Origin of the sequence: Variovorax sp. PAMC26660 (genome assembly GCF_014302995.1) — a bacterium.
Lineage (GTDB): Bacteria > Pseudomonadota > Gammaproteobacteria > Burkholderiales > Burkholderiaceae_C > Variovorax.
Window position 1 is genome coordinate 1923047 of sequence record NZ_CP060295.1, and the last position, 14290, is coordinate 1937336.

Here is a 14290-nt window from a genome sequence, read left to right on the forward strand (position 1 = left end):
TCCTTGAAAGAGCACTGCCCGTGATGGGTTTAATGTCTGCACCGCATTGCTGATTCCTTCGCCACGGGCAGCGAGGGGCACACGGTCGCAGACAGATTCGTTAATCAGTTGGGGACAGAGCAGATTTGCTGCGCAAATCCTGGTCTGTCCCGCAAACAGATTTACTTTGCGCGAGCAGCCACGATGGCTTCAGCAACGTTGCGCGGAGCTTCAGCGTAGTGCTTGAACTCCATCGTGTACGTGGCGCGGCCTTGCGACATCGAACGCAGCGTGGTCGAGTAGCCGAACATTTCCGACAGCGGCACTTCGGCCTTGATGGCCTTGCCGCCACCGATCATGTCTTCCATGCCCTGCACCATGCCGCGGCGTGAGGACAGGTCACCCATCACGTTGCCGGCGTAGTCTTCAGGCGTTTCGACTTCCACGGCCATCATCGGCTCCAGGATCACGGGGCTGGCCTTGCGGGCGCCTTCCTTGAAACCGAAGATCGCGGCCATCTTGAACGCCATTTCGTTCGAGTCCACGTCGTGGTACGAGCCGAAATGCAGCGTGACCTTGACGTCGACGACGGGGTAACCCGCCAGCACGCCCTGGGTCAGCGCTTCAACAACGCCCTTTTCCACTGCGGGGATGTATTCGCGAGGAACCACACCGCCCTTGATGGCGTCGACGAATTCGAAGCCCTTGCCAGCTTCTTGCGGCTCGAGCTTCAGGATGACGTGACCGTACTGGCCCTTGCCGCCCGACTGGCGAACGAACTTGCCTTCGGCATCTTCGACGGTCTTGCGGATCGTTTCGCGGTAGGCCACTTGCGGCTTGCCCACGTTGGCTTCCACGCCGAACTCGCGCTTCATGCGGTCCACGATGATTTCGAGGTGAAGCTCGCCCATGCCGGCGATGATGGTCTGGCCCGATTCTTCGTCGGTCTTGACGCGGAACGACGGGTCTTCCTGTGCCAGGCGTTGCAGGGCGATGCCCATCTTTTCCTGGTCGACCTTGGTCTTGGGCTCAACAGCCTGCGAGATCACCGATTCCGGGAACACCATGCGCTCGAGCGTCAGGATGGCGGTGGGATCGCACAGGGTTTCGCCCGTGGTCACTTCCTTCAGGCCGATACAGGCAGCGATGTCGCCGGCGCGAATTTCGCTCACTTCGACGCGGTTGTTCGCGTGCATCTGCACGATCCGGCCAATGCGCTCTTTCTTGCCGCGCACCGGGTTGTAGACGCTGTCGCCCTTGGTCAGCACGCCAGAGTAGACGCGCACGAAGGTCAGCTGGCCGACGAACGGGTCGGTCATGAGCTTGAATGCGAGCGCGGAGAACTTTTCGCTGTCGTCGGCCTTGCGGGTCGTCGGCACTTCGTCTTCGTCCATGCCCTTGACCGGCGGGATGTCCGTCGGTGCGGGCATGTATTCGACGACGGCGTCGAGCATGGCTTGCACGCCCTTGTTCTTGAAGGCCGAACCGCACAGCATCGGCTGGATTTCGCCAGCGATGGTGCGTTGGCGGATCGCAGCCTTGATTTCGGCTTCGGTCAGCTCATTGCCTTCGAGGTACTTGTTCATCAGCTCTTCGCTCGCTTCGGCAGCGGCTTCGACGAGCTTTTCGCGGTATTCGGCGCAGACGGCGGCCAGGTTGGCCGGGATTTCGCCGTAGGTGAACGTGATGCCCTTGTCTTCGTCCCAGATGATCGACTTCATCTTCACGAGGTCGACGATGCCCTGGAAGTGCTCTTCGGCACCGATCGGGATCTGGATCACGACGGGGTTGGCCTTCAGGCGGTCCACCATCATCTGGCGCACGCGCAGGAAGTCGGCGCCGGTGCGGTCCATCTTGTTGACGAACGCGAGACGCGGAACCTTGTACTTGTTGGCCTGGCGCCAGACGGTTTCCGACTGGGGCTGCACGCCGCCGACGGCGTCGTACACCATGACAGCGCCGTCCAGCACGCGCATCGAGCGCTCGACTTCAATGGTGAAGTCCACGTGGCCGGGGGTGTCGATGATGTTGATGCGGTGTTCTTCGAACTTGCCAGCCATGCCCTTCCAGAAGCAGGTGGTGGCAGCCGAGGTGATCGTGATGCCGCGCTCTTGCTCTTGCTCCATCCAGTCCATCGTGGCGGCACCGTCGTGCACTTCACCGATCTTGTGGTTCACACCGGTGTAGAACAGGATACGTTCGGTCGTCGTGGTCTTGCCAGCGTCGATGTGCGCGGAGATGCCGATGTTGCGGTAGCGCTCGATGGGGGTCTTGCGGGACATGATTTACTTTCGGGTTGAAATGCGTTGAGCGCTGGGCCCCGAGCACGGGCACAACGCCCGACACTCGACACCCAACGCCCAAGCGAAGTTTGATTTTTAGAAGCGGAAGTGGCTGAACGCCCGATTGGCTTCTGCCATGCGGTGCACTTCATCGCGCTTCTTCATGGCACCGCCACGGCCTTCCGTGGCTTCCATCAGTTCGTTGGCCAGACGCAGGGCCATCGACTTTTCACCGCGCTTGCGGGCAGCTTCCTTGATCCAGCGCATCGACAGGGCGAGACGACGGACAGGGCGCACTTCGACCGGCACTTGATAGTTCGCACCGCCAACGCGGCGCGACTTCACTTCGACCATCGGCTTCACGTTGTTGATGGCAACGGTGAATGCTTCGAGAGGGTCCTTGTCCGGATTCTTCTTTTCGATGAATTCGAGCGCACCGTAAATGATGCGTTCGGCAACAGCCTTCTTGCCGCCTTCCATGATCACGTTCATGAATTTGGACAGCTCGACATTGCCGTACTTGGGATCCGGCAGGATTTCACGTTTGGGGACTTCGCGACGACGTGGCATTTTTTAACCTCTTTGCTTCAGTTGGCACCGTTTCCGGTACCGCGAGAGCCAGTTAGAACTCTCACTTACTCGACCCGACATTGGGTCACTTCGTTCGACAAGCCCGCCAAGGCCATCGAACACCGTTTGTTTTCTGACGACAGGAAGGCTTAAGCCTTCTTGGGACGCTTTGCGCCGTACTTGGAGCGCGACTGCTTGCGGTCTTTCACGCCTTGCAAGTCGAGCGAACCGCGCACGATGTGGTAGCGAACACCGGGCAAGTCCTTGACACGACCGCCGCGAACCAGCACAACGCTGTGTTCCTGCAGGTTGTGGCCTTCGCCGCCGATGTAGGAGATGACTTCGAAGCCATTGGTCAGACGGACCTTGGCAACTTTACGAAGCGCCGAGTTGGGCTTCTTTGGCGTCGTGGTGTAGACGCGGGTGCAGACACCGCGACGTTGCGGCGAGTTCTGCATGGCAGGGCTCTTCGAATTGATCTTTTCGACCGTTCGACCCTGACGCACCAGTTGATTGATGGTTGGCATGAATGAATAAGTCCCAAAACAGCCCGGTTTTGACTGTGAAGCCGCCCTTGTCGTGACGCAAGGAAACCGGGAGATGACGAAAACGTGAAACCCTTCGGAAAATTCCGAAAAGCCCACGAGTATAGCAAATGAGCCTGAAACGGCAACGTCTGCAGAAATCGGCGTGAGCCCGAGCGGCCTCAGCCTTACTTGATCCAGAGGCGCACGGCGTCCCAGGCACGGCCAAAGACACCCGCCTGCTCGACCGCTTCCAGCGCGACCAGCGGTACATCGGCCAACGGCTGGTCGTCCAGGGTGACCTTGAGCGAGCCCACGGGCTGGTACTTGGTGAACGGCGCCACCAACGGATCGGGGCGCGACACCTGCGTCTTGATCTTGCTGGCGCTGCCGGCAGGCACCGCGACCACGATGGCTTCCGGACGGCCCAGCTTCAGGACGTTCGCTTTGCCCTTCCAGACGGCCGGAGTGGCCGCCGGCTGGCCAGCGTCGAACAGGCGGACGGCGTCGTACGCCGTGTAGCCCCAGTTCAACAGCTTTTGCGATTCGTTGGCGCGCACCGCCTCGCTCGAGGCGCCCAGCACGACCGACAGCAGGCGGCGGCCGCCAGTCAGGTTGGGAAAGTCCCGCTTGGCGGTGGCGATCATGCAGTAGCCAGCCGCCTCGGTGTGACCGGTCTTCAGGCCATCGACGGTCGGGTCACGGAACAGCAGCAGGTTGCGGTTGGTGTCGTTGGTCGACGGCGTGCCGGGGTAGCGGTACTTCTTGATCGCGTAGTACTTGGCTTCCTCGGGGAAATCTCGCACCAGGCGCGTCGCAAGGATGCTCAGGTCGCGGGCCGTGGTCGTGTGGCCGGGTGCCGTCAGACCTTCGGGGTTCTTGTAGCTCGTGTTCTTCATGCCCAGCGCCTTGGCTTGGGCGTTCATGAGTTCGACGAAGTGCTCCACCGTGCCGCCCACGCCCTCGGCCAGCGCCACCGTGGCGTCGTTGCCCGACTGCACGATCAAGCCCTTGATGAGGTCTTCGACCGGCACCTGCATCTTGGGGTCGATGAACATGCGCGAGCCGGGCATCTTCCAGGCGCGCGGGCTGACAGGAAAGGTCTGGGTGAGCGTGATCTTCTTGGCGCGCAGCGCGTCGAACACCACGTACGCCGACATCAGCTTGGTCAGCGAGGCCGGCTCGACCGGGCTGTCGATGTCCTTCTGCGCCAGGATCTGGTTGGCGGTCACGTCGAGCAGCAGGTAGCTGCGCGCGGCAACCTCGGGCGGCGCCGGCACTTGGGCGGCGGCGATCAAACTGACGGATGCGATAGCGGCAAAGACCAGCGCGCGGAGCGCGCCTAGAAAACGATTCATGGGGAGTTTGGAAAGAGACGGAAACAAAGCCTGTGAGGCTTTTCAAGCAATGCCCGCGCGCAGATGGCGGACAACCAGACTTTTGAGCAGTGGCAATTGTCCGTGAAAGAAATGTCCGCCCCCGGGGACGACTGTGACAGGAAGTGACTGCGGCCGCGCCCAATCCATCACGGCGGACAGCGGCACGGTGTCGTCAGCCTCGCCATGGATCACCAGCATTCGCTCGTGCGCCTCGGCCGGCAATGTGGCTACAGCGAAGCGCGAGGCGGCGGTGCCTACCAGCACGATTTGCTGAAGGTCGCGCTCGGCCCAAAACTTGGCGGCAGCACCGCTCGCCACAAAAGCACCGAAGGAAAAACCGGCAATCGCCAACGGCCCGTCAGGCGCGAGCTGGCCGATGACGTTGAGCATGTCTTCCAGCTCGCCACGCCCTTCGTCGTGCACGCCTTCGCTGGCGCCCACGCCGCGGAAGTTGAAGCGCACCGAGGTCCAGCCGCTGGCGACAAAGGCACGCGCCAGTGTCTGCACGACCTTGTTGTCCATCGTGCCGCCGAACAGCGGATGGGGATGGGCAATGACCGCGATGCCGCGCGAAGCGTCGGCCGGTTGATCGCGCTGCACCTCGATCACGCCGGCGGCGCCCTGGAGGCTGATCTTTTCGGTCTGGGAGTTCATGGCACTGTCAATGTGATGGCCGCCGACCGGGCGGCGTCGTGCGCGGTACGAGCACGGGATCTTCGGGAAAGTTCAGCGGCCGACGTCGGCAGGCAGCAAAAGCCGCTCGACGACCTGCCCGTTCTTCAGGTGCGACTCGACGATCTCGTCGATGTCTTCGGCATCGACGAAGGTGTACCAGACGGCTTCGGGATACACCACCGCCACCGGTCCACCCGCGCAGCGGTCGAGGCAACCGGCCTTGTTCACGCGCACCTTGCCGGGCCCGGCAAGACCCGCCTCCTTGACCTTCGCCTTGCAGCGATCGAAACCTTCCTGTGCGTTGTGCAGGGCACAGGAGTCTTCGCCGTTCTTGCGCTCGTTGAGACAAAAGAAGATATGGCGGCCGTAGTAGCCGGACGGCACGGCAGAGATGGAACTGGGCATCGAACGATTTTAGTGACCGAGCCCTCAGGCCGTCGTGACCGCACCGGGCCGCCCCCGGCGCGACAGGGCAGCCACCACATAGGCCAGCACTGCGAACGGCCAGGCCCACCCCAGCCACTGCGCCAGCCCGTGAAAGCGGATGAAGCGCCCCTGCTCCCACGTGGCCAATGTCTGCGCGAAGTACGCACTCTCGGGCGCCTGGTTCAACAGGCTCAACTGGAGCACGAGCCCCACCAGCAACAAGGCCGCGCACAAGCGGCGCGGCGCGAACAGCAGCAGCACACCGGCGAAGAGCGCGGCGGCCATGCCGACCTGAACAGGCAAGTCCAGCCATGCCCATGCATGCGTGGGCCCATAGCTCAATGCGGCCGACAGCGCCGAGGCCGCGATGCCCGCCAACAAGGTCAGCGGCAGCAGCACGGCGCGCTGAACGACCGAGCGCGCCACCAGATAGCCCAGCAGGCACGGCACCAGCGCGCCAAGCATCACGCACAGCAGCTCCACCGCCGGCACCAGCGGCTCGAGCTCGAACTGCCGCAGCGGCAACCAGTCGATGAAAGGTGTGTCCAGCAGCCACTCGGAGATCGCGACCTCGAGCCGCTCGAACACCTGTCCCAGCCCGAAAGTGACGGCCGCCGGGAACAGCAGCGCAAAAGGCCAGAGCGCGAGCAGCACCAGTGCGCCACGAGCGTCTTCAACGAACCACTGCGAACGCGCACGGCTCCAGTGCGCGACGGCACCCAGCCGCTCCAGCGCCGCGGCCAACACGGCGCCGACGATCGTGCCGACCGTGTTGAGCCCCAGGTCGACATTGGACGGAATGCGGACGGGCAGGTAGCTCTGCAGCGTCTCCATCGCAAAGGCAATCGCCGCGCCGGCCACCGTGGCACGCAGCACCGCGCGCCACACGCTGGCACTGCGGCGGGTGCGCAGCACCGTCAGGGCGCACAGGAAGCCGAAGGGGACGTAGCCCACGACATTGATCGCCAGGTCGAAGCCCGTCCAGTACTTCGGCCATGGCGCCGACAGATAGGCCCAGGGCGCAATGCCCTGGTCGCGCCAGTCGGCAAAAGGATAAAGGCTGGCGTAGACGATCAGCGCCGCGTAGGCAAGCGCCAGGGGGAGCGCGGCGGACTTGTGCGACCTCTCCACCGTGTGCACCGGGTTCAGAACGGCTTGACGACCACCAGGATCACGATGCCCAGCAACAACAGCACGGGCAGCTCGTTGAACCAGCGGTACCAGCGGTCGTTGCGCCGGTTGCCACCCGCCACGAAGCGGCGCAGCAACACGCCGCAGCCATGGTGATAGCCGACGGCCACCAGCACCAGCGCCAGCTTGGCATGCATCCACCCGTTGCCAGGCCCGCGCCCGATGCCATAGCCCAGCCAGAGCCACAGGCCGAATCCCAACGCCGGAATTGCAAGAAACGTCGTGAATCGCATCAGCTTGCGCGCCATCAGCAGCAGGCGCTCACGCTCGGCAACCGACTCGGGCGGAACCATCGCAAGATTGACAAAAATCCGTGGGAGGTAGAACAACCCCGCGAACCAGCTTGCAATGAAAACAATGTGGAGAGATTTGACCCAAAGCATGGCGGCAGTTTAGTAGTGCACCATGCCGACGCCCCTGATTTGGGGCGATCCGGGAAGGCTTCGGACAAAAAAAAGCCCGACGTCTTCACGTCGGGCTGGGAAGCCCTTTTGCTGTCACACATCAAGGCACCCGCTCAGGGAGGAAAAGCGGGGAGCGGCAAGCCGCCCGCTTCAGAATTTAACAAAGACGAAACAAGGTTTCAAGCGACTGAAGCACTTTCTTTGACATTTAAAGTAAAAAATCTAAAGCTTTTGTTCTACTATTTTCCGTAGTTGTCAGACAACCTGACTCGCGGAGCGCGGTACTGCGAAATGTTGCTTCAGGCACAATTTTGGATATATGACGTCATCACTTTCTCCTCAAGCCATGTTCCCCGCCGGCCGGCCGCGGCGCCTGCGTCGCGATGCCTTCACCCGCAACCTGGTGCGAGAACACGCGTTGACGGCCAATGACCTCATCTACCCGGTGTTTGTGCAGGAAGGCGAGAAACGCCGCGATGCCGTGCCGTCGATGCCCGGCATGGACCGCCTGAGCCTCGACCTGCTGCTGCCCGTGGCCGAGCAATGCGTGGCGGCCGGCATCCCCGTGATGGCGTTGTTTCCCGTGATCGACGCCAGCCTCAAGACGCCCTCCGGCGACGAAGCCTTCAACCCCGACGGCCTGATTCCCCGCGTGGTGGCCGCGCTCAAGGCGCGGTTCCCCGAACTGGGCGTGATGACCGATGTCGCGCTGGACCCCTACACCAGCCACGGCCAGGACGGCCTGCTCGACGACACCGGCTACATCCTCAACGAGCCGACCGTCGAAGTGCTGGTCAAGCAGGCACTCACACAATCGCAAGCCGGCGTGGACATCGTGGCACCCAGCGACATGATGGACGGCCGCATCGGCGCCATCCGCACCGCGCTGGAAGCGCGCGGCGACATCCATACGCTCATCATGGCCTACAGCGCCAAGTACGCCAGCGCCTTCTACGGCCCCTTCCGCGACGCCGTGGGCTCGGCCTCGACGCTGGGCAAGGCCAACAAGAAGGTCTACCAGATGGACCCCGGCAACAGCGACGAGGCCCTGCGTGAAGTCGCGCTCGACATCGCCGAAGGCGCCGACATGGTGATGGTCAAGCCCGGCATGCCCTACCTGGACATCGTGCGCCGCGTGAAAGACGAGTTCCATGTGCCGACCTTCGCCTACCAGGTGAGCGGCGAGTACGCGATGCTCAAGGCCGCCGCCCAGAACGGCTGGCTCGACCACGACGCCGTGGTGCTCGAAAGCCTGCTGGCCTTCAAGCGCGCCGGCGCCGATGGCGTGCTCACCTACTTCGCGCTCGACGCCGCGCGCTTGCTACAAAAACAATAGCGCCATGCGCCCGTTGAATGGCCGCTAGCGACTGTTCGGGTGCACAAGAAGAATCAACGGGGGCGACGTCATGCGCATCTTCGAAATCAACCGATCGCAGGTCAGCGAGCACCAGGCACTGGCGCCGCTGACGGTGCCGGGCGCATGCGGCGCCAGCGGCTACCTCTGGATCTCGCTCACGCGCGAGGAATTCCGCGCCTCGCTGCCCGAGGTCCAGCAGATCCTGCAGACGCTCTGCCTGACCCAGCTGGTCGACCTGCACGTGGCCGACCTGCTCAACGACCAGTTGCCATCGCACTACGACTACACCTCGCAGTACGACGTGCTGGTGTTCCGGCGCCTCGCGACCGCCCAGGGCCAGACGGCCCCGGGCAATGGCAACGAGATGCCCCCGGCGTCCAAGCCGCCGCAGCCTCGCGGCGGCCCGCCCGTGCTGCGCCGCGTCGACACCCGACCGGTCGGCTTCGCGGTGTTCGACCGCGTGCTGCTGTCGGTGCACCCCGAAGACGGCGCCGTGCGCGACGCCTTCGCCACACGGCTGCTGGCCGCCGCCTCGCCCGACGATCGCGGCGCGCCGGCGCTCGACGTGCGCGCCACCTCGGCCCGCCTGCCGACCAGCCCGTCCGACCTGATGCTGCGGGTCATCAACCAGATCGTCGACGGCTATCTCGACCTGCGGCGCGAACTCACCAAGCAGCTCGACCACTGGCAGACCGAGCTGATCGACCCGCGCAGCCGTTTCACCAACTGGGGCGCGCTGATGGAGGCACGCCAGTCGCTGCATCACCTGGACGAAATCTGCGAAGACCAGCGCGCCGCCATGCAGGACTGGATCGACTCGCTCGAAACCCTGCCCATGCCCAAGGGCGAAGCCGAACTGCGCGAACGCGAGCTGATCATGATCCGCAGCCGCGACGTGCTCGAGCACATCGAGCGCGTGGTGCACCACGTGCACCGGCTGGAGCAGAACGCCGAGACGGCCGTGCAGATGCACTTCAGCGTCCAGGGCCACCGGGCCAACGACATCATGCGGGTGCTGACGGTACTTACCGCCGTGTTCCTGCCGCTCAATCTCATTGCCGGCATCTTCGGCATGAACTTCGAGTTCATTCCGCTGGTGCACAAGGCCGACGGCTTCTGGATCGCGATGACGTCGATGCTGGTCATCGCGGTGACGCTGGTTCTGATCTTCTGGCGCAAGCGTTATCTCGCGCGCACACGCTGACGCACCGACCCGATCCGCCGCGCCCAAAGAAAAAGGGCCACGCTTTCGCGTGGCCCTTTTCGCATTTCAGCCGCCCCGAAGGGCTGCTTCAATTACTTGGCGACAGCGCCCGAACCTTGTTGGGCCTGGACGCGTGCGTCAGCGGGGTTGGCCATCGTCGAGATGACCTTGCTGTTGACGCGCGAGCCCGAGCTCACGTTCTGGTCAGGAGCGTACGAGGTGCGAACGGCTTCGGCTGCGACGATGGCGCGGTCTTGCGACACGGCGACCGTTTCCGCGCCGCGCGAACCGCGGGTCACGTTCTGGTTCGGAGCCGATGCGGCGCGCACGGCTTCAGCGTTGACTTCGTCGCGGCTCTTGGTCGAGACAGCGGCGTTCACGCCTTGGTACGTTTCGGCTTGGGCGCCGGTGGCGGCAAGCAGGGTCAGGGCGGCAGCGGCGAGGATTTGCGAGGTCTTCATGATCAGTTCTCCTAATGTGTTCGTCGGATGGTTTTTCCACCAGGCTTGCACGTTCGCTTGCCTGTGCCGCGAGTTTCCGGGCGAATCACGCAGCCCAAACGCTCCAATCAGAGACACGGTGTTTCCTCTATTGAAACAATGCCGACATCAAGGCATGCAAGCAATAAAAAACCGGGCCGACTTGCATCGGCCCGGTCCATGAAAAACAGCGCAGTTTTCGACTTACGGCCGTGCCGTTCGGAATTGCGGCGGAACCTCGCTGTTGGCGAAGGCGCGGCGGTCCAGGTTCTGGTTCGGCGCATGCGCGGTGGCCACGGCCTCGGCGCGAATCGACGCCCGATCGCGCAAGCTCGGCCGCGAGGTCAGCGGCGCCGCGACGACATCGCCGTAGACATTGCCACCATGCGCCGCCGCGGCGGCTTCGCTCGCCACTTCAGAGCGGCTGGTCACGGCCTTGAGCGGTTGCACGGGTTCGTAGCCCTCGGCATGGGCGCTTGCGGCAGCCAGCATCGACAAGACGGCGGGGGCCATGATCTTCGAGGTCTTCATTTCTGTTCCTTCCGGTGTTTCAGCGGGCCTTCGGACACGGAGCGCAGACCCTGTGTTCGACGCAGGCTGGCTGAAACGACGGCCTGTAACCGAAGTGTCGCCCAATCCCGTTAGGAAAAACCCGGGAGAATCGAACCATCGCGTTCCCAAAACGGAAACAATGGGCTCTTTGACATGGACAGTCTCGATCTGATCAGAACCTTCCGGGAAGTCGCCTCCCATGGCAGCTTTTCCCAGGCGGCCAAGAAACTCGACATGTCGAAGGCCACGGTCAGTAAGTACGTGGCCGAGCTCGAAACCCGCTTCGGCGTGCGTCTGCTCAACCGCTCCACGCGGTCCGTGAGCCTTACCGACGCGGGGCAACTGCTGCTCGAACGCAGCACCCCCGTGCTCGAAATGGTGGAGCTCACGCAGGCCGCGCTGCAGGAACGCGCCAGCCAGCCCGGCGGCCGGTTGCGCATTTCGGCCCCGCACGGCATGGGCAACGGCGAGTTTCCCAACCTGCTGGCCGACTTCATGCGCTACTACCCCGACGTGAGCATCAGCCTGCAGCTGACCAATCGCACGGTCGACCTGGCGGAAGAAGGCATCGACGTCGACATCCGCAGCGGCCCCGTCGAAGACGCCAACCTGATCGTGCGCAAGCTGCGCCCCATGAGCATGGTGGTCTGCGCCTCGCCGATCTACTGGAAGAAGCACGGCAAGCCCGAGCATCCGCGCGACCTGGCGGGCCACGAGGCACTCACGCACTCACTGCTGGGCGCGCAGCCGGTGTGGCGTTTCGACGATGGCGGCCAGCCGCTCGACGTGCCGGTCAAGAGCCGCATGGACTGCACCGAGGGCGCGCCGCTGATCCGGGTTGCGATGCACGGCTTCGGCGTGATCTACCTGCCGTCGCTGCTCGTGCAATCGCACATCGACCAGGGCGAACTGGTGCCTGTGCTGCAAGACTACGCGCGCAAGGACATGTGGCTGTCGGCGGCGTACCTGCAGCGGCGCCACAACAGCGCGGCGTTGCGCGCTCTGCTCGACTTTCTGCAGACCCGCGTGGGCAACGGAGCTGGCGCCCGCAAGCCATAAATGAAAAAGCCCGGCACTGGCCGGGCTTCGTGTTCGCGGATGCGTGGGTTCAACCGACGTGCTTGGCGAAGAACGCCAGCGTGCGTTCGCGCGCCAGCTTGGCGGCTTCCGCGTTGTACGAGGCGCGCTGGTCGCAATTGAACCCGTGGCCCACGGGATAGACATGCACTTCCACCTCGGGATGCGCCTTCTTGAAGGTCTCGATGGTGTCCAGCGGAATCCAGTGGTCCTGGTTGCCGAAGTGCGCGAGCACCGGCACCTTGGGCTGGCGTGCGGTTTCTTCCGGCGTGGTCATGCCGCCGCCGTAGTACGGCGCTGCCGCGGCCAGGCCCGGCAGCAGGCTCGCCGCGCGCCAGACCAGCAGGCCGCCCCAGCAATAGCCGACGATGCCGACCTTGCCGGCCTTCGATGCGTAGGCAATGGCCGCCTCGATGTCCTGCAGCACGCCGGGCGCGGGCAGTGCCTCGACCGCGGTCTTCAGGCCGAAACCGTTCTTCATGTCGTCGTCGCTGTAGCCCAGTTCGACGTCCTGCTTCACGCGATGAAAGGTCGCCGGTGCCACCGCCAGATAGCCGTCGGCCGCATAGCCATCAGCCACCGCGCGGATGTGCGAATTCACGCCGAAGATTTCCTGCACCACGACCACCGCGCCGCGCGGCTTGCCTGCGGGCTCGGCCACATAGGCAGGAAAGCTGAACCCGTCCTTGGCGGTGAGATCGATGAATTGACCCATGGTTGTCTTGCTCCTTGATGGCAAAAAAATGAATGAATAAATGCCGTGGCTACAGGCGCAGCGCGCGCTCGACGAAGTCAAGACGGTCCTGCCCCCAGAAGATTTCGCCGTCGATCACATAGCTCGGCGCGCCGAACACCTGGATGTCGATGGCCTCCTGCGTGTAGGCCTCGTAGCGCTCCTGCACCGCCTGGCTCTGCGACTGCTCGGCCCGCTTGGCCGGCAGTCCGCATTCCGCGACCAGTGCTTCGAGCACATTCGGATCGCCGATGTTCCGCTCCTGCACCCAGACCGCCGCGAATACCGCCGCGCACACGCGCATCGCGGCTTCGGTTCCGTCGTTGATGTCGACCGCGATGATGAGCCGCGCCGCGTCGTCACCCGCCACCGGAAAGAACTTCGGCTTGGGATTCAGCGGCAGGCCGAGATGGCGGGAGAAGCGCGCCAGATCGACCAGCCGATAGGCTTGGCGCTGCGGCGCCCGCTTGCCCAGCGGCAGTCCGCCGGACACCGGGAACACGCTGCCCAGGTCGATGGGCCGCACACGCACCGTGGCGCCCGCTGCTGCGGCAATGGCCTCGAACCGGGTATGACCCAGATAAGTCCACGGGCTCTGGGGCGCAAAGTAGTAGTCAATCGTTCTGCTGATGCTCATGCGCTGGCCCTCGATGATGTAATCCAAGCCAACGGTTTTAACTGACACGCAGTTTCTCTGCAGGAGGTGGGATTTGGACCAGGTGCTCTTGATCACGGGTGGCGGGCGCGGCATTGGCGCCGCCACCGCCCTGTTGGCGGCAAAGCGCGGCTATGCGGTGGCCGTCAACTACGCGAACAACTCGCTGGCCGCCGACGAGGTGGTGCGCACCATCCGCGCCGGCGGCGGCACCGCCATCGCGGTGCAGGCCGACGTGGGCGACGAAGCGCAGGTACTCGCGATGTTCGAGAAGGTCGACGCCAAGCTCGGCCGGCTCACCGCGTTGGTCAACAACGCCGGCGTGGTCGACGTGAAGGCTCGCGTCGACGAAATGAGCGTGGCGCGGCTGGAGCGCATGTTCCGCATCAACGTGATCGGCAGCTTCGTCTGTGCGCGCGAAGCCGTGCGCCGCATGAGCACGAAGCACGGCGGCACGGGCGGTGCCATCGTCAACATCTCCAGCGGTGCCGCTCGCATCGGCTCGCCCGGCCAGTACGTCGACTACGCGGCCAGCAAGGCCGCCATCGACACCTTCACCATCGGCCTGGCCAAGGAAGTGGCCGACGAAGGCATCCGCGTGAACGCGGTGCGCCCCGGCGTGATCGACACCGACATTCACGCTTCCGGCGGCCAACCCCGCCGCGCCGCCGAGATGGGCCCGGGCGTGCCCATGAAGCGCAGCGGCACCGCCGAAGAAATTGCCGGTGCCGTCCTGTGGTTGCTCTCGGCCGAGGCCAGCTACACCACCATGGCTTTGCTCGACGTCACCGGAGGCAGATAGC

17 protein-coding genes are annotated in these 14290 nt (G+C 63.9%); 5 read left to right on the forward strand and 12 right to left on the reverse strand.

Annotation, left to right across the window (positions count from 1 at the left end):
* Positions 1-161: 161 nt before the first annotated feature.
* The 8 genes from fusA to H7F35_RS09330 form a co-directional block, all read right to left on the reverse strand.
* Positions 162-2261 carry an elongation factor G gene (fusA, locus tag H7F35_RS09295; RefSeq protein ID WP_187112603.1) on the reverse strand — a complete coding sequence of 700 codons (2100 nt, stop codon included), beginning with the start codon at positions 2259-2261 and terminating at the stop codon, positions 162-164.
* A 96-nt stretch (positions 2262-2357) separates the two neighbouring features.
* Positions 2358-2831: a 30S ribosomal protein S7 gene (rpsG, locus tag H7F35_RS09300; RefSeq protein ID WP_101491328.1), complete on the reverse strand. Its 474-nt coding sequence runs from the start codon at positions 2829-2831 to the stop codon at positions 2358-2360.
* Between the two features lie 149 nt (positions 2832-2980).
* The gene (gene rpsL, locus H7F35_RS09305; protein ID WP_013543948.1) at positions 2981-3358 is read right to left on the reverse strand and encodes a 30S ribosomal protein S12; all 378 of its coding nucleotides are present in this window, start codon (positions 3356-3358) and stop codon (positions 2981-2983) included.
* A 185-nt stretch (positions 3359-3543) separates the two neighbouring features.
* A complete protein-coding gene (locus tag H7F35_RS09310) occupies positions 3544-4713 on the reverse strand; it encodes a D-alanyl-D-alanine carboxypeptidase family protein (RefSeq protein ID WP_187112604.1) in 1170 nt (389 codons plus the stop codon).
* Between the two features lie 42 nt (positions 4714-4755).
* Positions 4756-5388 carry an alpha/beta hydrolase gene (locus H7F35_RS09315; protein ID WP_187112605.1) on the reverse strand — a complete coding sequence of 211 codons (633 nt, stop codon included), beginning with the start codon at positions 5386-5388 and terminating at the stop codon, positions 4756-4758.
* Between the two features lie 72 nt (positions 5389-5460).
* Positions 5461-5814 carry a (2Fe-2S) ferredoxin domain-containing protein gene (locus tag H7F35_RS09320; protein WP_187112606.1) on the reverse strand — a complete coding sequence of 118 codons (354 nt, stop codon included), beginning with the start codon at positions 5812-5814 and terminating at the stop codon, positions 5461-5463.
* A 24-nt stretch (positions 5815-5838) separates the two neighbouring features.
* Positions 5839-6966: a VanZ family protein gene (locus H7F35_RS09325; RefSeq protein WP_187112607.1), complete on the reverse strand. Its 1128-nt coding sequence runs from the start codon at positions 6964-6966 to the stop codon at positions 5839-5841.
* 14 nt (positions 6967-6980) lie between these two features.
* Positions 6981-7409 (reverse strand): CopD family protein, encoded by a 429-nt coding sequence (locus H7F35_RS09330; protein WP_187112608.1) that lies wholly within the window; start codon positions 7407-7409, stop codon positions 6981-6983.
* Here H7F35_RS09330 and H7F35_RS09335 point away from each other — a divergent pair.
* The 3 genes from H7F35_RS09335 to H7F35_RS09345 all read left to right on the forward strand — a co-directional run bounded on the left by H7F35_RS09335 (position 7386) and on the right by H7F35_RS09345 (position 9991).
* On the forward strand, positions 7386-7682 hold the full coding sequence (locus H7F35_RS09335) for a hypothetical protein (RefSeq protein ID WP_187114525.1): 297 nt from the start codon (positions 7386-7388) through the stop codon (positions 7680-7682). The genes H7F35_RS09330 and H7F35_RS09335 overlap by 24 nt on opposite strands.
* A gap of 94 nt (positions 7683-7776) precedes the next feature.
* On the forward strand, positions 7777-8766 hold the full coding sequence (gene hemB / locus H7F35_RS09340) for a porphobilinogen synthase (RefSeq protein ID WP_187112609.1): 990 nt from the start codon (positions 7777-7779) through the stop codon (positions 8764-8766).
* Between the two features lie 70 nt (positions 8767-8836).
* Positions 8837-9991: a magnesium transporter CorA family protein gene (locus H7F35_RS09345; protein ID WP_187112610.1), complete on the forward strand. Its 1155-nt coding sequence runs from the start codon at positions 8837-8839 to the stop codon at positions 9989-9991.
* A 92-nt stretch (positions 9992-10083) separates the two neighbouring features.
* On the opposite strand, the gene H7F35_RS09350 is transcribed toward H7F35_RS09345, so the two are convergent.
* Positions 10084-10452, reverse strand: a complete 369-nt coding sequence (locus H7F35_RS09350; protein ID WP_187112611.1) for a DUF4148 domain-containing protein — start codon at positions 10450-10452, stop codon at positions 10084-10086.
* A gap of 222 nt (positions 10453-10674) precedes the next feature.
* Positions 10675-11001 (reverse strand): alpha/beta hydrolase, encoded by a 327-nt coding sequence (locus H7F35_RS09355; protein WP_187112612.1) that lies wholly within the window; start codon positions 10999-11001, stop codon positions 10675-10677.
* Between the two features lie 174 nt (positions 11002-11175).
* Between H7F35_RS09355 and H7F35_RS09360 the strand changes: the two genes are divergently transcribed.
* Positions 11176-12081, forward strand: coding sequence for a LysR family transcriptional regulator (locus H7F35_RS09360; protein WP_187112613.1), 906 nt, complete (start codon positions 11176-11178; stop codon positions 12079-12081).
* 49 nt (positions 12082-12130) lie between these two features.
* Here the strand turns inward: H7F35_RS09360 and H7F35_RS09365 are convergent, their stop codons facing one another.
* Positions 12131-12814 (reverse strand): dienelactone hydrolase family protein, encoded by a 684-nt coding sequence (locus H7F35_RS09365; RefSeq protein WP_187112614.1) that lies wholly within the window; start codon positions 12812-12814, stop codon positions 12131-12133.
* Positions 12815-12863: 49 nt separating this feature from the next.
* Positions 12864-13469: a 2-hydroxychromene-2-carboxylate isomerase gene (locus tag H7F35_RS09370; RefSeq protein WP_187112615.1), complete on the reverse strand. Its 606-nt coding sequence runs from the start codon at positions 13467-13469 to the stop codon at positions 12864-12866.
* Positions 13470-13542: 73 nt separating this feature from the next.
* Here H7F35_RS09370 and H7F35_RS09375 point away from each other — a divergent pair, with 73 nt between their 5' ends.
* Positions 13543-14289 carry an SDR family oxidoreductase gene (locus tag H7F35_RS09375; RefSeq protein ID WP_187112616.1) on the forward strand — a complete coding sequence of 249 codons (747 nt, stop codon included), beginning with the start codon at positions 13543-13545 and terminating at the stop codon, positions 14287-14289.
* The last annotated feature ends 1 nt before the right edge of the window (position 14290 follow it).